This is a genomic window from Streptomyces sp. NPDC005898, assembly GCF_040629635.1.
Lineage (GTDB): Bacteria > Actinomycetota > Actinomycetes > Streptomycetales > Streptomycetaceae > Streptomyces.
This window is the reverse complement of record NZ_JBEXWC010000006.1, coordinates 1-18,728: the sequence shown is the minus strand read 5'-3', so window position 1 is coordinate 18,728 and position 18,728 is coordinate 1. Positions and strand designations below refer to the sequence as shown.

At 70.3% G+C, this 18,728-nt stretch carries 12 protein-coding genes; 6 read left to right on the top strand and 6 right to left on the bottom strand.

All coding sequences use genetic code 11. The features are described from left to right. Nucleotides 1-256: 256 nt before the first annotated feature. The 3 genes from ABZ385_RS10560 to ABZ385_RS10550 form a co-directional block, all read right to left on the bottom strand. Nucleotides 257-2,446 carry a carbohydrate-binding protein gene (locus tag ABZ385_RS10560; RefSeq protein ID WP_358910899.1) on the bottom strand — a complete coding sequence of 730 codons (2,190 nt, stop codon included), beginning with the start codon at nt 2,444-2,446 and terminating at the stop codon, nt 257-259. Nucleotides 2,447-2,511: 65 nt separating this feature from the next. Beyond that, on the bottom strand, nt 2,512-4,893 hold the full coding sequence (locus ABZ385_RS10555; protein WP_358910897.1) for a non-reducing end alpha-L-arabinofuranosidase family hydrolase: 2,382 nt from the start codon (nt 4,891-4,893) through the stop codon (nt 2,512-2,514). 193 nt (nt 4,894-5,086) lie between these two features. Next, nucleotides 5,087-6,625, bottom strand: a complete 1,539-nt coding sequence (locus ABZ385_RS10550; RefSeq protein WP_358910895.1) for a sigma-70 family RNA polymerase sigma factor — start codon at nt 6,623-6,625, stop codon at nt 5,087-5,089. Nucleotides 6,626-6,993: 368 nt separating this feature from the next. On the opposite strand from ABZ385_RS10550, the gene ABZ385_RS10545 reads away from it, so the two are divergent. The 5 genes from ABZ385_RS10545 (at nt 6,994) to rfbB (ending at nt 10,801) form a co-directional block, all read left to right on the top strand. Next, nucleotides 6,994-7,350, top strand: a complete 357-nt coding sequence (locus ABZ385_RS10545; RefSeq protein ID WP_358580705.1) for a hypothetical protein — start codon at nt 6,994-6,996, stop codon at nt 7,348-7,350. A gap of 309 nt (nt 7,351-7,659) precedes the next feature. Then, on the top strand, nt 7,660-8,082 hold the full coding sequence (locus ABZ385_RS10540) for a cold shock domain-containing protein (protein ID WP_358910893.1): 423 nt from the start codon (nt 7,660-7,662) through the stop codon (nt 8,080-8,082). 79 nt (nt 8,083-8,161) lie between these two features. Beyond that, nucleotides 8,162-8,725, top strand: coding sequence for a dTDP-4-dehydrorhamnose 3,5-epimerase family protein (locus tag ABZ385_RS10535; protein WP_358580700.1), 564 nt, complete (start codon nt 8,162-8,164; stop codon nt 8,723-8,725). A 64-nt stretch (nt 8,726-8,789) separates the two neighbouring features. After that, a complete protein-coding gene (locus ABZ385_RS10530; RefSeq protein ID WP_358580698.1) occupies nt 8,790-9,857 on the top strand; it encodes a glucose-1-phosphate thymidylyltransferase in 1,068 nt (355 codons plus the stop codon). Next, nucleotides 9,854-10,801: a dTDP-glucose 4,6-dehydratase gene (gene rfbB, locus ABZ385_RS10525; RefSeq protein ID WP_358580695.1), complete on the top strand. Its 948-nt coding sequence runs from the start codon at nt 9,854-9,856 to the stop codon at nt 10,799-10,801. Before ABZ385_RS10530 ends, rfbB begins: the two co-directional genes overlap by 4 nt. 72 nt (nt 10,802-10,873) lie before the next feature. On the opposite strand, the gene ABZ385_RS10520 is transcribed toward rfbB, so the two are convergent. Next, the gene (locus ABZ385_RS10520; protein WP_358697634.1) at nt 10,874-12,139 is read right to left on the bottom strand and encodes a glycosyltransferase; all 1,266 of its coding nucleotides are present in this window, start codon (nt 12,137-12,139) and stop codon (nt 10,874-10,876) included. Nucleotides 12,140-12,393: 254 nt separating this feature from the next. On the opposite strand from ABZ385_RS10520, the gene rfbD reads away from it, so the two are divergent. Further along, nucleotides 12,394-13,302, top strand: a complete 909-nt coding sequence (rfbD, locus tag ABZ385_RS10515; protein WP_358910891.1) for a dTDP-4-dehydrorhamnose reductase — start codon at nt 12,394-12,396, stop codon at nt 13,300-13,302. A 60-nt stretch (nt 13,303-13,362) separates the two neighbouring features. Here the strand turns inward: rfbD and ABZ385_RS10510 are convergent, their stop codons facing one another. Then, complete coding sequence (locus ABZ385_RS10510) at nt 13,363-14,574, bottom strand: macrolide family glycosyltransferase (RefSeq protein ID WP_358580687.1); 1,212 nt, start codon at nt 14,572-14,574, stop codon at nt 13,363-13,365. After that, nucleotides 14,571-18,728, bottom strand: a 4,158-nt coding sequence (locus tag ABZ385_RS10505; protein WP_358910889.1) for an acyltransferase domain-containing protein, incomplete at its 5' end; no start/stop codon positions are given. The genes ABZ385_RS10510 and ABZ385_RS10505, both read right to left, overlap by 4 nt.

Below are 18,728 nucleotides of genomic sequence, written 5' to 3'. Positions count from 1 at the left end.
ACCCACTCGGACGAGAAACGCGCAGTTTCAGGCATGAGCCGCGTCGCCAGTGCCCCTAGGGCTTGGCCAGTTGAGGAATGCGCCGACTCTGAGGGCGACCGCGTCTGAGAGAACGATCCCCGCCCCCAATAGGACCACCTCGCCCGGCTCCCCCCTCCTCCCCCGCCCGCCCTCGCGGCACGACGGTCGGGTACGCCACGGGCCGCCCTCCTGACCGTCAGGAAGGCGGCCCGCCGTCACGGGTGAGGCACGGGGGTCAGGACGGGTCGCCGTACTGGAGGCCGCGGCCGTTGGTGCCGATGTAGACGCGGCCGTAGGTGTCGGGGTCACCGGTGATGACGCCCTGGCTGCCGATGGCACCCCACTGGTGGGCGTTGTCGTTGACGCGGGTCCAGGTGGCGCCCTTGTCGGTGGAGCGGAAGACGCCGGTGACGTCCTTGACCGTGCCGATCAGATACAGCGTCTGGTACGAGGCGCGCGGCGCGGCCTTGCCGAAGCCGACCGCCGAGGCGGACGTCACCGAGGTGAGCCGGGTGAACCTGCCGCCGCCGTCCGTGGAGTGGAACAGGCCCTTGCCGCCGCCCGCGATCCACAGGTCGCCGGCCCGGCCCGGGATGGCCTTGAGGCGGCCGTCGGCGGGCAGGCCGGTCGCGCGGGCGGTGAAGGTCGCGCCGCCGTCGGTGCTGGCGTAGAGGGTGCCGCCGGTCAGGGAGTAGAAGGTGCCGGCGGCGGAGCGGTCGGCGACGACCTCCGCCCCCGTGCCGAGCCCCCGCACCTTCGACCAGGTCGCTCCCTTGTCCGTCGAGCGGTACGGGGACTGCCCGGCCTGGGTCCACACCAGCGTGGAGCCGTCCGCCGCGAGGGCGATACGGCCGCTGTGGGCGCCGGCCACCGGTTCGGCGGCGAAGCCCCGCCAGGTGACGCCGCCGTCGGTGGAGTAGGCGCCGTCCTGCGCGCCCCCCGTACCGACCCGCGCCATCACCGACGGCTTCGACGCGGCGTAGTCGATGTCGGTGCTGTTGCTCATCAGCGGGTTCTTCATGCGCCCGGACGGCACCCGCGTCAGGTCGGTGTGCCGGAATCCGCCCTGGTCCCCCATGGCGGTCAGGACGCTCGCGCCGCCGGGCGGGGCGATGGCGTCGAGGATCGCCGTCTCCTCGAGTCCCTTGGCCCCCACGGTCCAATGGCTCGTCGCGGCGTCGGCGTCCTTGCTCCGCCAGATTCCGTTGCCGGTGCCGTACAGCACATGCCCGGAGTCGAACGGGTCGATCGCGAGGGCCGTCATCCAGTGACCGGTGTGGGTGCCGACGTAGGGCGCGCCGGAGGCGCCCCGCACGGACTTGCCGGCGAGGGCCTTCCAGGTCGAACCGCCGTCCGTGGTGCGGTAGATCTCGTCCTCGGGGTACCAGCGGTCCAGCGTCGTGACCATGACCGTGGACGGCTTGCGCGGATCGACGGCGAGCCCCGAGAAGCCGTACGAACCCTTCGAGGGGGACACGTCCTTCCAACCCCCGCCGCTCGGCGTGTACTTGTGGACCGAGCCGCCGGTGACGCCATTGGGTCCGAGGTTGTCGGTGTACGTCACATACAGCGTGCCGTCGCCCGTGACGACGCCGTGCTGGGGCAGCCGGCCGGTCGGCTGCCCGGCGACCGCCTGCCAGGTGGCACCGCCGTCGGTCGACCGGTAGAGGGACGTGGACTTGTCGGCGACACCGGCGTACACGGTGCCGCTGCCCTTCGGCCCGTACGTCACGAACGAGATCCCGGCACCGCTGCCCGCCCCGTCCTTGACCGGGAAGGACTCGACCTGCCGCCAGGTCGCACCGTAGTCGGTGGACCGCCACAGGCCGTTCTTGCGGGAGCCGAGGAGCAGCTTCGAGTGGTCGGACGGGTCGACGACGAGGCGTTCCCCGGCGCCGCGGCCGTCCTCGTTGCCGCCGATCTTGAAGGGCAGCTCGGTGCGTTTGAAGGTGCGGCCGCGGTCGGTGGAGCGGAGGATCGCGCCGTTGCCCGCCCAGTCGTTGGTGTACGTGCCCGCGCCGAGGTAGAGCCGGTCGGGGTCGACGGGGTCGGTGGCGAGGGAGTCGATGCCGAGCAGGTTCCAGTCCTTCTCGCCGAGCCAGTCGGTCAGCGGGATCCACTTCTCGGCGCCGGCGTCCCAGCGGTACGCGCCGCCCATGTCGGTGCGGGCGTACAGCAGACCCCGCTCCCGCTGGTTGAAGACGAGGCCGGGGACGTAACCGCCGCCCACGGTCTGCGCGTTCCTCCACTTGTACGGTGTGGCCGCGGACGTCCGGGCCTTCGCGGCCTGGGAGTCGTCCTGCGTGAGGAGCAGGTACGGCACGGCCGCGGCGGGCACCGCGAGCAGCAGGGCGATGGCGCCCCGGCGGCGACGGTGCAGACCGCGCCGCCGGGATGCCCTGCGGGTGGGGGAAGAGATGTTCATGGGGAAGGCGTGCTCCTTGCGGATGACTGACTGTGGAACGGTGGAACGGGGAACGGTGGAGCGGCTCAGCGCCTGAGGGTCAGCACACCCGGCCGGTACGGCAGCGCGTCGTAGGGGGCGTCCGACTTCGGGTCCTTGCCCTGGTAGAGCAGCTGGAGGTTGCACGGGTCGACGGTCATGGTCTGGTCCGGGTTGGAGCGGGTCAGGTCGCCGTGGCTGATGTCATTGGTCCAGGTCGCACCGCTGTTGGCCTTGCCGGCGAAGGGGTTGGACTCGGTGGCGGCCTGCGGGGTCCACGTACCGTTCAGGCTGCTCGCCGTGAAGGAGCGGAAGTAGCGGTTCTCGTTGGCGCCCCGCGCCTCGACGATCATCAGGTACTGGTTCTGGCCCTGGACCTTGTAGACCTGCGGTGCCTCGAAGAGGTTCTTGACCGTGTCGCTCATGACCGTCGTGTACGAGGAGCCGAAGTTGCCGGGGAAGTTCCCGATCGGCATGGACGCCCGGTAGATCTTGCCGTTGTCACCGGCGAAGAAGAGGTACATGTTCTGGTCGTCGCCGATCAGCGTCTGGTCGATCGGACCGGTCCGGGAGTCGGGCAGGCTGCCGGTGAACAGGGGCTGCGGCGCGGACCAGCCGTTGGGGTTGGTCGGGTCGGTGGAGGTGCGGTAGCTGAAGGGCGAGGCCCCCCACTGGTACGTCAGCACCCAGATCCTCTTCGGCGCGAAGTAGAAGAGGGTGGGCGCGACCGCGTTCTGGTTCATCCTCGTCTGCGTGGTCGTGGCCATGCCGGACCAGTCGGCGAACGGGGCGAACGCCATCGACCCGTAGGAGGTGCCCGTCGACATCGACCCGTAGACGAGGTGCTTGCCGTTGTACGTGACGTGGGTGAAGTCCTTCAGCGAGGCCCAGCCGTTGGCGGGGTTCGCGAGGACGCCGGTCGAGCTCCACTTGTACGTGGACGGCAGCGCGCACGTGCCACCGGCCGACCCGGAGGGGGCCGTCCACTTCTGGTTGGCGACGTCGGCGCAGGTGTACAGCTGGATCTTGGTGCCGTTGGACGTGCCCGCGCCGACCGCGTCCACGCACTTGCCGGACTGGACGCCGGAGATCGAACCGTTGGCGTTGATGTTCCACTGCTGGTTCGTGCCGCCGTTGCAGTCCCAGATGACCACCTCGGTGCCGTTCGCCGTGCCCTTCGCCTTCGCGTCCAGGCACTTGTCGCCGAGCACCTTCAGCTGCTTGGCGGCGCCGTACGTCCAGGTCTGGTTCGGCTGCCCGTCGCAGTCCCTCAGCTGTACTTGGGTGCCGTTGGCGGTCGAGGAGGCGGGGACGTCGATACAGCGACCGGAGGGCAGGCCCTTGATCGCGCCGGTGCCGTCGCCCGCGCCCGCCGGGGTCCGTCCCGGCCCGGTGCCGAACGCGTCCTTGACGGCGTCGTACGCGGGCTTCGGCTTGCCGGCCGCGTCGAAGAGCAGCGGCTTCTCGTCCGCGCGCCACGAGTCGCTGTCGCGGACGCCCCACACCGTGATGCCGGTGCAACGCCGCACGCCGAGACAGGCGTTGACGGCGCTCGCGTAGTGCCCGGGGGACGCCTGGGCGATGTCCAGTTCGGTGATCTGCACGTCGACGCCGAGGGCGGCGAAGCTGTCGAGGGTCTTCTTGAAACTGGCCGGCGGGCCGCCCGCCCCGAAGTGACTCTGGAAGCCGACGCAGTCGATGGGGACACCGCGCGCCTTGAAGTCCTTGACCAGGCGGTACACGCCCTGCGTCTTGGCGGCCGACCAGTCCTCGATGTTGTAGTCGTTGTAGCAGAGCTTCGCGGCCGGGTCGGCCGCGCGGGCGGTGCGGAACGCCTCCTCGATGAAGCCGCTGCCGAGCACCTTCTTGAACACCGACTCGCGCAGCGCGCCGCTGCCGCCGTCCTGGAAGGCCTCGTTGACGACGTCCCAGGCGTAGATCTTGCCCTTGTAGCGGCCCATCGTCGTCTTGATGTGGTTGTTCGTGACGTCGCGCAGCGTGCCCGGGTCGTTGATCGCCTTCACCCAGTCCGGCAGCTGCGAGTGCCACACCGTGGTGTGGCCGCGCAGCCGCTGGCCGCGCTCCAGGGACCGGGCGACGATCCGGTCCGCGGCATCGAAGCGGAACCTTCCGCGGGACGGCTCGACCGCGTCCCACTTCATCTCGTTCTCCGGGGTGATCATGTTGAACTCCCGGTCCGCGATCTTGGTGTAGGTCGCGTCGCCGAGCCGGCCGGCGGCTATCGCGGTGCCGAAGTACCGGCCCGACGAGGATGCCTCGTCCTCCAGGCTCGCGGCCCCGGCGGAGTTGGGGAGCAACGTCACGGCACCGGCCACGAGGGCCGAGGCGCTCAGACCGATCGCCAGCGTCCGGCGAGGCCGGCGGAGGCGGTGCAGGCCTTTGCGGGGTTCGTCGGTGTGTCTGGTCATGGGGGGTGGCCTTCTTCAGGGGACAGATCAGCGGGGGACGCCTGTGGAGGGGCGCCCCTGAAGAGGAGGCCGGGGAAGGCGGGTCGGCGTAACGAAAAATGTGCACGCCGGCGCGGTGAGGGATCTCGCAGCAGAAAAACGTAATGCGGGGCGCGGTCGTGAAGTCCCTCGCTCTATACGCGGATCCCCGCGCTCACCCCTGCGGCGCGCGGACGACGAAAGAGGCCTGGCCGGTGAAGGTACGCGTGCCGTTGAAGCCGTCGAGGTGGATCGATCCGTCGCGGGGGCGCAGGGCGGAGCCCGGGTAGTTGTGCGCGTACAGAGTCACCGATCCGTCGGCCGTGCCGGGGCGGGGGCAGAAGGTGGCGTCCTCCCGGAACAGCCGACTGCCGTCGTCGGCGCTCAGGCGCAGCCGCAGATAGTGGTGGCGCAGATACCGGCCGTCGGCCGCCCGGAACGTGACACACCGGCTGTCCGCGAGCCCCTTGCTGACGGTGAAGGTGGCGGCACCGCTGCTGAGCGTCGCGTAGTCGCCGTCGTACGTGAGGAACTGGCCGGGCCGGTCCACGGACTCGAGGGACCGCACACCCAGCGGAACCACGGCCGGGCCTGACGCCGACGACGATGGCGATGGCGTCGCCGAGGGAGCCCGGGTGGCCGAGGGAGCCGGGGTGGCCGAGAGGGTCGGCGTGACCGGTGTGGCCGATGGAGCCGTCGTGTTCATACCGGCCGTCGGCGCGGCGGCGACACCGGGCGCCCGGTGCTCCGGTTCGGGCCAGGCGACGTACGTGGCGGTCCCGGTGACGAGCACCGCGCCGGTGGCGAGGGCCGCGATCGGATGGGCGGTCACCGCGTGGAGCTTGCCGAGCAGAGCGCCGCCCCCCGCCGCCGTTCCCGTGGCGCTCGCGGTGGCCGCCGTCGTCACCGTCGTGGCCGACAGCAGGCCCTTCGCGACCAGCGCCCCGAGGAGTGTCGCGGGCACGGCCAGCGGTGTGAGGCGGGACAGGAGCAACTCGGCCGGTACGCGCTCGGCCGCCGTCGCCGTACATACAGCGCAGTCGCGCGTGTGCCGAGCGATCCGTTTGCGCCACACGGACGTTCGCGCGCCGTCCCAACCGGCGACGGTCGCGGTCAGGCCCGGGCAGCGCGGGTCGGCCGCCAGCGCGGCGACGATCGTGCGGCTCAGGTCCAGCTGCTCGCGCATGCGTTGGAGGCGCACCCCTGTGTGGGAGACGCCGAGGCCTGTCGCGTCGGCGATGTCCCGGCGGCTGAGCAGCCCGGCGCACTCCTGCCACCACAGCGAAAGGAGCACCCGGTGTTCCGGGTCGAGCCAGCGGCCGGCCTCGGCCGCCTGTGCGCGCTCGTCCGACATGCGCAGCCGCAGGATCGTCGTGTCCTCCAGTGGGGCGGCGGCGTCCGGCAGCGAGAGGGCCTCGTCGATGAGCGTGGTCCGGTCGGCGAGGGTGCGCTGCCGCTGCCAGTACGTGTTGATCTGCCGGAGCGTGATCGACACGAGCCAGGAGCGGAAGCTCTCCGGGGCCCGCAGGGCGGGCAGGTCGCGGACCGCGCGCAGCAGCGTCTCCTGGACCACGTCGTCCACGTCGGCATGGCCGCTCAGCGCCCGCCCGACGATGTTGTACAGCAACGGCAGATACGCGGAAACGAGCTCCTCGCGCGCCCGCTCGTCGCCGCGCTGCGCCGCGACGACCAGCCTTACGTGATCCGCGTCCATGAGCCCCGGTCCCATCTCTTCAGGGGAGTGATCCGCCGAGTACGGCGGATCACCCTAACCGTGTGGACCGGACGTCGCCCCCCAGGGGCAAGGCTCACACGACGCCCCGGTCGGTTGCCCGGGGGGGCGGCTGGTCGGTCCGGCTCAGTAGGCGTAGCTGGTCTGGCTGTTGCCCGCGGTGACCCGGGTGAACGGGTTCTCCTGGCCCGCGACAACGCCCGCACCCCGGACAACACCATCGGCGCGCCCACGCTGCGCACGGCGCCCCACCTGATGCCGGTGGGCGAGGCGCCCCAGGGCATCAAGGCCCGCACCGTCGCGCTGACCGTCGACAAGCCCCCGGCCCGGGCTGGAACCACACCTGGAGCATGACCAACTCCGAGGCCACGGAGGTCTCGTTCACCCTGAAGCCCAACGACGAGATCCAGTTCGGCGCGCTGAACTCCATGTCCCGCATCGTCGGCGACCTGCACGTGGACGGCACCGGCAAGCTGGTCAAGGACATCGCGGTGGACGGCCCGTCGACGACGAACTCCTCCACGGTCGTGGCGCAGACCTACACCAACCCCGACAAGTGCCAGAGCGTCCGCCCGTCCGGTGCCACCGCGAAGCAGCCGGACGACAACGGCGACCGGAGCGCCAAGCCGCGGGCCGGCACCGCCCAGCGCCGGCTGACGGGCACGTACCGGCTGGAGAAGGGGGGCGTCTGGCGCAAGACCGGCTGACGCGACAACCGCACGGGCAGTCGGACCGGGCCTCGCTCCGGCTGCCCGCTGGTCACTTACGGCCCCATGCCGCCGCACAGGCCGTGCCGCCCGTCCCTGTGCACCGCACGCCGGCCATCGCCAGCAGCGCCCGCTTCCAAGGGCGCACTCCGAATACCCAAGGCAAGGGGCCCGCGGCCGGAATGCCGACGTGTCGAAGTGATCTACGACTCTCGCGCAAATCAATCCCCAGCAGGTAGTGTTCAAGAGCGTTGATGATCACCTCGGCACTGCTGTGGCCGGGTAAAGGTACTTGGGGTAGAGGTAGTTGTGGTGGTAACGGGCAAGATCCTGCGGTTTGATGAGACGCGTGGTTACGGCTTCATCGCTCCCGACGACGGGGGTGAGGACGTCTTCATGCACGCGAACGACCTGCGTGACGACAAGTACCTCTTCCGAGCCGGTCTGCGGGTCGGGTTCGAGGTGGAAGACGGAGATCGCGGCCTGAAGGCCTCCAATGTCCACCTCCTCGAGAAGCCCGTCCAGCACACCCCACCCGAGAGGCCGCTCAGCACGGTGGTGCGCGACGAGGACGACGAGAGCCTCTGTGATGTCCTCTCCCGTGGGGACTTTCTCCAGGAGTTGACAGAGGCCCTGATCCAGGGCGTACCCACCCTGACCGCCGCTCAGATCCAGCAGGCCCGGCGGTGCGTCCTGGAGCTGGTCCAGACGCACAACTGGGTGGAGCCGTAAAGAAATCAGCAGAAGCGGGTCGCGTGTTCCAGCGCGGCTCGCTGTTCTGTCATGCATACCGGGGGAAGGCACGTTGGTGATGAGACCGCTGTCCATCGAGGGCACCTGGTTGTTCGAGCCTCAGCTGTTCGACGACACTCGGGGCACCTTCGCAGCGTGGTACCAAGGGGACGTTTTCCAGCAGGCCACCGGCCGCAGCATGCCGCTCGGCCAGGCCAATCTTTCGACCACTCGCCGCGGGGCCATTCGCGGCATCCACTTCGCCGATGTCCCACCGGGCCAGGCGAAATACGTCACCTGCGCGAGCGGCACCGTGCGCGACGTGGTCGTCGACCTGCGCGTCGGGTCGCCGACCTTCGGCCGCTGGGAGGCCGTGGACCTGGACGACCAGAGCCACCGGGCGCTTTTCCTGCCCGAGGGCATCGGGCACGCCGTGCAAGGGCTCACCGAGGAAGCCACGATCGTCTATATGTGCTCCACCGGCTATGTCGCGGAACGCGAGCGCGCGATTCACCCGCTCGACCCGGATCTCGGTATCGAGTGGCTCCCCGGCATCGAGCCCATTCTCTCCGCCAAAGACACCGTTGCGCCCACCGTGGCCGAGGCCCAGGCGGCCGGGCTGCTGCCCGTTTACCAGCCCTGAATCTCCCGATCTGGCAGCACAACGGCAGGCAAACGCAGCGCAACGCATCTCAGCGAGGAGTACCGTGAAGGCGCTTGTCCTTTCCGGAGGTTCCGGAACTCGTCTACGCCCCCTTACCCACACTTCCGCCAAACAATTGGTGCCGGTAGCCAACAAACCGATTCTCTACTACGTCCTCGAAGGAATAGCAGAGACCGGGATCAGCGAAGTCGGCATCATCGTAGGTGAGACCGCCGACGAGATCCGCGAGGCGGTGGGTGACGGCTCCCGGTTCGGTGTCGAGGTCACCTACATTCCGCAGGAAAAGCCGCTCGGCCTCGCCCACGCCGTCCTGACGGCGCGCGAATGGCTCGGTGACGACGACTTCGCCATGTATCTCGGCGACAATTTCCTGCTCAGCGGCATCACCCAGCAGACCGAGCAGTTCCGGGCGACACGGCCCGACGCGCAGATCATGCTCACCCGGGTCCCCGACCCGACCGCATTCGGTGTCGCCGAAATGGACGCGGACGGCCGGGTGACCGGCCTGGAGGAAAAGCCGGAGATCCCCAAGAGCGATCTCGCGCTCGTCGGCGTCTATTTCTTCACCCCGGCGGTGCACGAGGCGGTCGACAGCATCCGTCCCTCCGCGCGCGGCGAGTTGGAGATCACCGACGCGCTGCAGTGGCTCATCGACCAGGGGCGCCGAGTGGACTCCTCGATCGTCACCGGCTACTGGAAGGACACCGGGAACGCCACCGACATGCTGGAGGTGAATCGTTCCGTCCTGGATCGCCTCGAACACCGCGTCGAAGGTGCGGTGGACGAGCAGAGCGAGCTGGTCGGCAGGGTGGTCGTGGAGCCCGGGGCCTCGGTCGTGCGATCGCGGATCGTCGGCCCGGCGATCATCGGCGACGGCGCCCGTGTCGAAGGCTCGTACGTGGGGCCCTACACCTCCGTGGCCGACGACTGCGCGGTCGTCGACAGCGAGATCGAGTACTCCATCATCCTGCCCGGCGCGACCATCGACGGCGTGGGCCGCATCGAGGCCTCGGTCATCGGCCGTGCCGTGGAAGTGACCCCCGCGCCGCGCACCCCGCAAGCCCACCGCCTCATACTCGGCGACCACAGCAAGGTCCAGATTCGCGCATGAAGATCCTCATCACCGGCGCCGCCGGGTTCATCGGCTCCCACCTGGCCCGGCTGGTCCTCGGCTCCGAGCGGCCGCTGGGCGACGATGTCCAGGTCACCGTCCTGGACAAGCTCACATACGCCGGAAGCCTCGACAACCTCGCCCCGGTGCGCGAGGCCCCCGGCTACACCTTCGTCCACGGCGACATCGCCGACCCGGCGCTCGTGGACCGGCTCATGCCGGGGCACGACGCCGTCATCCACCTTGCGGCCGAGTCCCATGTGGACCGCTCCATCGACTCCGCTCAGGCCTTCGTGCACACCAACGTGGTGGGCACGGGCGTGCTGCTCGACGCCGCGCTGCGGCACGGGGTCTCCCGGTTCGTCCACGTGTCGACCGACGAGGTGTACGGATCCGTCGAGTTCGGCTCCGCGACCGAGGAGGACCGCCTCCAGCCCAGCTCGCCGTACTCGGCCACCAAGGCGTCGAGCGATCTGCTGGCCCTGTCCTACCACCGCACGCACGGGCTCGACGTCCGGGTGACGCGCTGCTCCAACAACTACGGCCCGTACCAGTTCCCCGAGAAGGTGATCCCCCTCTTCGTCACCAACCTCCTGCGGGGCCGCAGCGTCCCGCTGTACGGGGACGGGGAGAACGTGCGGGACTGGCTGCACGTGGACGACCACTGCCGCGGCCTGCTCGCTGTACTCACCGGGGGCCGGGCGGGCGAGATCTACAACATCGGCGGCGGTACGGAGCTGTCCAACAAGGAGCTCACCGCGCTGCTGCTGGACGCCTGCGGCGTGGGCTGGGAGCGCGTCGAGTGGGTCGAGGACCGCAAGGGGCACGACCAGCGGTACTCGGTCGACTGGAGCAAGATCCGCCGCGAGCTCGGCTACCGGCCGGCGCACGCCTTCACGGCCGGGCTCGCCGAGACGGTGGACTGGTACCGCGCGCGGCTCTGAGCCATACGCACCGACGCCGGGTCCCCGCAGCGCGATCGCTGCGGGGACCCGGCGTTTCGCCGTGCGGGAGGATCAACGGGCGGCGGACGCGTCCCGCTCCCCCGACGCCTGGCCGTTCACGTACCCCTCGATCAGCTCGCAGGTGGTCTCGACGCCGCGGTCGCCGACGATCCGCGGGCCGAGGGCCGCGGCGCGCTCAGCGATGCGCGGGTCGCCGAGCACGGTCGACACGGAATGGTCGAGCAGCTCCTGGGTGAGCTTGGTCAGCGGCACCGGCTGCGACGAGACACCCATCTCCAGGAGCCTGGCCGCCCAGTACGGGTGGTCGGCGAAGCACGGCAGCACCACGTTGGGCACTCCCGCCCGGAGCACCTCCGCCACCGTGCCGGGGCCGCCGTGGTGGATGACCGCCGCCGTACGCGGGAAGAGCCAGCTGTAGTCCATTTCGCCGGCCCGGAACACGTCGTCCGGCATATCGCCCTCCGGGCCGTCCACCAGGACCATCCGGCGGCCGGCCTTGCGCACCGCCTTGAGCACCCGCTCGAAGGTCTCCTCCCCGTAGACGGGCCAGGTGCTGCCCAAGGTCAGCGCGACCGGCGGCTCCCCGCTCTCCAGGAAGTCCACCAGCTCCGCCGGGGGCTCCCACGGCCGGTCCCAGAACCAGTAGCCGGTCACATGGGCGCGGGCGGGCCAGTCGGACGGTGGCACGACCACGCTGGGGCTGGTCGCGTGGAACACCGGGTACTCGACGCCCAGCTTCTTCGCCGGCGAGCCACCACTCAGCGGGGGCAGCCCCCTGTTCTTGCGGAACTTGTTCACCGGTCCGCGGTTCATCGCCCAGTCGAGCTGCCCGGCGAGGGAATGGCTGAACCGGGCGTACGGGGCGCCCAGCGGCAGCTCGGGGAAGCCGAAGGCGGGGAACCGGCCGGTCGGCACGATCGGCCACCAGGCGACGGTGCCCCAGGGCACGCCCGGATCCGCGTAGCCCGCGCCCCGGGTGAGCATCGCGTTGACCATGAAGTCCGCGCCCTGCGTCGCCTCGTGCATCGCGTCGAGTGCCGCGACGACCTCGTCCTGGGTCGGCCGCGGGATCGCCCGGCTCGCCCTGACGATGGAGGGGCTCTTCCGCAGCGCCTTGATGACCCCGGGCATTTTGAAGTAGTTCCCGGTGCTCCCCGGGATCTCCCGGAAGTTCAACCCGGCGTGCTCGACCATCCCTTTGAAATCCGTGGTGGTGGCCAGGTCCACCTCGTGCCCACGGGCCCGGAGCCCGGTACCCAAAGCGAGGAATGGTTGTATGTCGCCTCGTGACCCAAAGGCGAGGAGTGCAACCTTCATGCCGTCCTCCGTAACTGGTGGCCATGCCCCATTCGGGAGCTTTCAGCAGGCGCAGCTCCCCCGATTTACAAAACAAGATCATCCTCGTGGCAGCAAAGGCCCACGCACAAGCCGAGCTTGACCGGGCGCCGTGTGAAGTCAGTCACCCCGTACGGGAGTTCACCCGCCGATACGATGAGTGCACTCAGCATGTCTGCGCAGGCGCATTTGCCCGCACCCATCGCACAACGAAATTCCTACGAGGGGAACTCACCGTGAATGGCACGTGGTTGGTCACTGGTTCGGGAGGACTGCTCGGCCAGGACGTTTTGACCGGCCTACGGGAGGCGGGGGAGACCGCGACGGGCTTGGACCATAAGGCCCTGGACATCACCGACGCACACGCGGTACGCGAGGTGATGGCGAAACACCGGCCCGCGATCGTCGTCAACTGCGCCGCATTCGCCGCACCGGACAAGGCGGAGAACGACGAAGAGGGCGCGTTGCGGATCAATGGCGGGGGCGCCCGTATTCTGGCGACCGCCTGCGCGGAGTTCGAGGCGCGCCTCATCCATGTTTCCACCGATTACGTTTTCGCCGGCGACGATTCCGGCGGCGTCGCGGTGCCCTTTGCGGAGGACGCCCCGACCTGCCCCGTCAACGCCTACGGCCGCACCAAGGTCGCCGGGGAGCGTGCGGTGCTCGAATGCCTGCCCGAGACGGGTTACGTCTTCCGGACCGCCTGGCTGTTCGGCGCGGGCCGCACCAACTTCGTACGCACGATGATCCGGCTGGAGCGCGAAAGGGACCAGGTGGAGGTCGTCGCCGACCAGTGCGGTCAGCCGACCTGGACCGTGGACGCCGCCGACCAGCTGATACGGCTGGGGCGCGCCGCGCTCGACGGGAGGGCCCCCGCGGGCGCCTACCACGGGAGCGCGGGTGGCCAGGCCAGCTGGTACGAGCTCGCCCAGGAGGTCTTCCGACTGCTCGGCGCCGACCCCGAGCGGGTGCGGCCGAGCACGGGGGCGGCGTTCGGCCGCCCGGCGCCGCGGCCCGCGTACAGCGTGCTGGGGCACGCGCGCTGGCAGGCCGTCGGCATCGAGCCGATCCGCCACTGGCGGGCGGGGCTCGAAGCGGCCTTCCCCTCGCTGGTGCGGGCCGAGGACGCGGCGCTGCCGGCCTGACGTGCGCGATGGTGCCGGGCGGGCCGGGTTTCCAGCCCGCCCGGCACCCGCGCATCGGCGTCAGGCGCGCAGAACGCGGTCCAGGTACGCCTCGATCTCGTCCGCGGCCCGGCCGGCGCCACCCGCCTCGCGGGTCACGCGCCGCATCTCCGCGACGTTCCGGCCGATCTCCGCGTCCCGCGTCACCTCCAGCACCGCTTCGCGCAGCCGCTCGGGAGTGACCTCATCACGCCCGATCCGTACGCCGAGGCCCAGCTCGGCGGTTCGGCGCGCGGCCATCTCCAGCTCCACGGCCTGCGGCACGGCCACCATCGGGACGCCGAAGTGAAGGGCCTCCATGGTGCTGCGCACACCCCCGTGCGTCACGAAGGCACTGGCGTACTCCAGCACGGCGAGCTGGGGTACGTGCTGATGCGCCTCGATGTTCGGCGGCAGCGGGCCGAGGTCGGCGGGGTCGACGTGCCGACCCACCGCAAGCACCACGTGCCATGGCTGCTCCGCGAACGCCTCGACGCACATCCGGTAGAACTCGGGGCGCTCGTTGAACAGCGTGCCCAGCGCGACGAGCAGCACCGGGGCACCGCTCTCCGGCGGCGTCCACGCGCCCTGGGTGCTCGGGTCGGCGAGGCTCGCCCCGACGAACGCGTACCGCTCGTCGAACGTGTCTGCCGCGGGCTGGTAGTCCTTCGGCAGGAACACCAGGTTGAGGTCCTCGACGACACCGAAGAAGTCCGCGGGCGACGCCTCCCCCATCCCGTACGAGGCGCGGAACTCGGCCAGTTTCGTGCCGAACTCGATCAGCGCGGGGTGCTGCGGGTCGAGGGCCGGGAACTCGGCCGCCAGTTGCTGGGCGACCGAGAAGTGCTCGTTCGACGCGAACAGCGGGATGAACTGGGCGGTCGGCCGCTGCCACTTGTGGGCGAGCGCACGCGCCGCGGAGTGCATCAGCGTGTCGTAGACCACCACGTCCGGCAGGTCACCGTCGTAGGCGGGCTCGGCGCCGGTCGCCGCCGCGACGTTCTCGACCAGGTACTTCAGCGGTCCTCCGGCCATCTCGTCGGCGGAGACCTGCGAGGGCGCGCTCCGGCCCGCGGGCCAGGTGGACTCGTACCGCACCACCTCGACGCCGGTGGCCGCCACCGCCGCGGAGAACTCCTCGGTCGTGACGTAGGTGACCCGGTGCCCCCTCCTCGCCAAGTCGGCGAGCACGGCCAGCGTGGGATTGACATGCCCCCAGAAGGGCGCACCAAAGAATGCGATGTGACGCTTCAACGCTTCAACTCCATAATCCATTCTTCAACGGCTCGCCCGGTCGAATCGGTGTGCTCCTCCATGAGGGAGAAGTGATTTCCCGACACCGCCTTGACCGTGTGGTCCAGCTTCCAGGTGATGTGCAGACCCTCGTCGTCGCCGAGAGTCCCACCGGCGGTGGGCAGTTGGTCCGTGGCCTTTACCAGCAGGGTGGGCGTCTCGATCACTTCAGGACGCCAGTCCTCGAGAATGCGGTGGTACCCGCCCATGGCCGTCAGGCGAGTCGCATTCATGATGTCCCCACCGAGCTTTGCCTCACGGTCGAAGACCACACCGAGCATGGCCGTGCTGGCCTGCTCGCTCACCTCGTCGCCCGGCCACGGCGTGTCCAGGAGCGCGAGCCCCACAGGACGCCGCTCCCCCAGCCTCTCCAGGCGCGTGGTGACGGCATGCGCGATCTGCCCGCCCGCGGAATGCCCGACGAGCACGTACGGACCGTCTCCCGCCGCACGCAGCACAGCCTCCGCGAGCAGTGCGGCGAGTGCCTCCATGCTCTCGGGGAGGAAATCGCCCCGCATGTAACCCGGCAGCGGCAGCACGGAGACGTCGCGGCGACCGCGGAAATGCTCGGCGAACCGCGAGTACTGCTGCGGACCGGCCGTCGCGACCACGGCGGGGAAGCAGATCAGCCGCGTCGCGGCGTCACCCGTGGACAGCCGCACTGCGTCGGGAACCTGCTCGGCCACAGAGGCACTGCCGAAGGTCGGACGGAAACGCGAAGCCGCCACGATCAGGTCGTTGCCCACGGAATTGCGCCCAGTGGCGAAAGCCTGCCTGAAGAGCGCCACGATGCCGTCCTGCGCCTCCACGTCGAAGGCGGCTCCAGCACCCTGCGGCTCGGCTTCGGACCGCCGTGCACCGGCCCCGGCCAGTTCCCGGCGCAGATGGGCGACCACCGCGGTGGGCGTGCTGAAGTCGAACAAGAAGGCGCTCGGCAGGCTCAGCCCCACCGCCGCGCTCAGCCGGTTGCGCAGCTCGACGGCGGTCAACGAGTTGAGGCCCAGCTCGAAGAAGCCGTGGTGGACCTCGATCTCGTCCGGTGAGTCGTGCCCGAGGACCGTCGCCGCCTCGGCACGGACGAGCGCGAGCAGCGCGGCCTCCTGCTCCCCGTCCGGCAGCCCCGCGAGGCGCTGCGCCGGCGAGAGCCCACCGGCCATCTGCTCGACCGCAACGGCGCGACGGGCCGGAGTGCGTACGGCGGGCGCGCCCAGGGCACCGGACGGCACGGGCGCACGCTCCCCCGCGAGCTCGGCGATGGCCTCCAGCGCCTCGGTTTCCAGCCGGACCAGCGCCAGGGAGTCCACCGATGCCACCGGCGCACCAGTGGCATCGGCCATCCGGACGGTGAACGCGTCGGGCCCGCTCTTGCTGATCCGCACCCGCAGCGTGGACGCACCGACCGCGTGCAGTGCCACGCCCCGCCAGGTCGCGGGCACCCATACGGCGTGCTCCCGTCCCTCGGCGTCCTCACCTGTGCCGGGCGCCATTCGCCACGCGCGCACAGCGGAGTCGAGTAGTGCCGGGTGGATGCCGAACCGACCGGCCTCGACCTCCTGGTCCTCGGGCAGGGCGACCTCCGCGAGGATGTCCTCGCCGTGCCGCCAGGCCGTACGCAGGCCCGCGAAAGCGGGGACGTTGCCGACGTCTGCGGAGCTGAGGTCGACGCCTGCGGAGCTGTGGCCGACGCCTGCGGAGCTGAGGTCGACATCTGCGCAGCTGTGGCCGACGCCTGCGGAGCTGAGGGCCCCGTACAGAGCGTCCGGCTCCAGCTCGACCGCACCCGCCGGCGGCCACACCCCGAGCTCCCAGTCCGGCTGCGGCGTACGCTCGGCAAGCGTGCCCTCGGCGTGCCGCGTCCACCCTTGCTGAGCAGCCGCGCCCTCCGGCCGCGCATGGATGTGCAGCGCGCGACGGCCGTCCGCGTCCGGCTCGGCGACGGTCAGCCGGAGCTGGACACCACCGCGCTGCGGCAGGACCAACGGGGTGTGGAGCGTCAGCCGCTCCACCACCTCGTAGCCGACCTGGTCCGCCGCGCGGATCGCCAGCTCCACGAACGCGGAGCCCGGCAGCACCACCGCGCCGCGCACCGTGTGATCGGCCAGCCAACGGTGCGTCCGCACCGACAGTCGTCCGGTGAACAGGAACCCTTCGGAGTCCGGCAGCTCCACGGCCGCGCCCAGCAACGGATGCTCCGCCGAGCCCAGCCCCAGCGCGGAAGCCGCCCCCGCACCTGAGGCCAGCACGTCCGAGGTGTCGAGCCAGTAGCGGCGGCGCTGGAAGGCGTACGTCGGCAGATCGACGCGCGAGGCGCCCGTACCGGCGAAGAACGCGGCCCAGTCCACGGCCATGCCTTGGGTCCAGGCCCGGCCGAGACCCGAGAGCAGCGCCTGCGTCTCTGAGCGGTCGGAGCGCAGGGCGGGTACGAACACCGCGTCGGTGACGATGTCGGCACCCATGGCGCTCAGCACGCCGTCGGGGCCGAGTTCGAGGAACGTCGAGATGCCCTGCCCAGCGAGGGCGGCCACGCCATCCGCGAAGCGGACTGCTTCCCTGACGTGGCGCACCCAGTACTCGGCCGTGCCCAGCTCGTCGGACGTGGCCAGCTTGCCAGTCACGTTGGAGACGACGGGGATGCGGGGCGCCGCGTAGGCCAGGCTTTCGGCGACGGTACGGAAGTCGTCCAGCATCGGGTCCATGCGGGGCGAGTGGAATGCGTGCGAGACGTCAAGGCGCTTGGTCTTACGGCCCTGGCCGCGCAGCGTCTCCGCAACAGCGAGGGCGGCGTCCTCGTCGCCGGAGACGACCACAGAGGTCGGCCCGTTGATCGCCGCGATGCCGATCCGGTCCCCGTACTCGGCCAGGAGAGGTGTGACTTCGTCTTCGGTGGCCTGGAGGGCGATCATCGCCCCGCCTGCGGGCAGTGCCTGCATCAACCGGCCGCGAGCCGCCACCAGCCGGACCGCGTCCTCCAACGAGAACACCCCGGCCACATGAGCCGCCGCTATCTCACCGATGGAATGCCCACCCACGAACTCCGGGGTCACGCCCCAGGATTCGACCAGCCGGAACAGTGCCACCTCGACCGCGAACAGGCCGGCCTGCGTGAACACCGTCTGACCCAGCAGATCCGCGTCCCCGAACACCACCTCACGAACCGAGCGCTCCACATGCCCGGCCAGCTCCTGGTCCAGGAGCCCGCAGACCTGGTCAAACGCTTTCGCGAACACCGGGTACTGGCCGTACAGCTCGCGGCCCATTCCGACCCGCTGACTGCCCTGGCCCGAGAACAACACCGCCAACCGACCCGAACCCACACCCTGACCGACGACAACGCCAGGAGCAGACTCACCCCGCGCCAACGCACCCAGCCCGACCCGCAGAGCGTCCCGACCGTCACCGATCACCACAGCGCGGTGCTCGAAAGCAGAACGCGCGGACGCCAGAGACCAGCCCACATCCACCGGCGACAACTCCCCGTGCGCCTCGAGGTGGGACAGCAGACGCTCCGCCTGACCCCGAAGCGCCTGGGCACCGCGGCCCGACACCACCAACGGCACTGCCGGAAGCGTCACCGCCGACCCCGCGGACTCCTCGGCCACCTCGGGGGCTTGCTCGAGGATGACGTGCGCGTTCGTACCGCTCACACCGAACGAGGAGACACCGGCGCGGCGCGGACGGTCGCTCTCCGGCCAGGCCCGCTGCTCGGTCAGCAACTCGACCGCGCCCGCCGACCAGTCCACCTTCGTCGACGGCTCATCGACGTGCAGGGTCTGCGGAAGCTCGCCGTGCCGCATGGCGAGCACCATCTTGATCACGCCGGCGACACCCGCGGCGGCCTGGGTGTGGCCAATGTTCGACTTCAACGAACCCAGCCACAACGGTCGGTCCTCCGGCCGGTCCTGACCGTACGTCGCCAACAACGCCTGCGCCTCGATCGGATCGCCCAACGTCGTCCCCGTACCGTGCGCCTCCACCGCGTCCACATCGGCAGCCGTCAACCGTGCGCTCGCGAGCGCCTGACGGATCACCCGCTGCTGCGACGGACCATTCGGCGCCGTCAACCCATTCGAGGCACCATCCTGGTTCACCGCCGAGCCACGGACCACCGCCAGCAC

What these genes read in the sequence shown, in the direction of transcription:
- ABZ385_RS10560 (WP_358910899.1), bottom strand. Translation starts at nt 2,446, where the DNA reads ATGAACATCTCTTCCCCCACCCGCAGGGCATCCCGGCGGCGCGGTCTG.
- ABZ385_RS10555 (WP_358910897.1), bottom strand. Translation starts at nt 4,893, where the DNA reads ATGACCAGACACACCGACGAACCCCGCAAAGGCCTGCACCGCCTCCGC.
- ABZ385_RS10550 (WP_358910895.1), bottom strand. Translation starts at nt 6,625, where the DNA reads ATGGACGCGGATCACGTAAGGCTGGTCGTCGCGGCGCAGCGCGGCGAC.
- ABZ385_RS10545 (WP_358580705.1), top strand. Translation starts at nt 6,994, where the DNA reads ATGACCAACTCCGAGGCCACGGAGGTCTCGTTCACCCTGAAGCCCAAC.
- ABZ385_RS10535 (WP_358580700.1), top strand. Translation starts at nt 8,162, where the DNA reads ATGAGACCGCTGTCCATCGAGGGCACCTGGTTGTTCGAGCCTCAGCTG.
- rfbB (WP_358580695.1), top strand. Translation starts at nt 9,854, where the DNA reads ATGAAGATCCTCATCACCGGCGCCGCCGGGTTCATCGGCTCCCACCTG.
- ABZ385_RS10520 (WP_358697634.1), bottom strand. Translation starts at nt 12,139, where the DNA reads ATGAAGGTTGCACTCCTCGCCTTTGGGTCACGAGGCGACATACAACCA.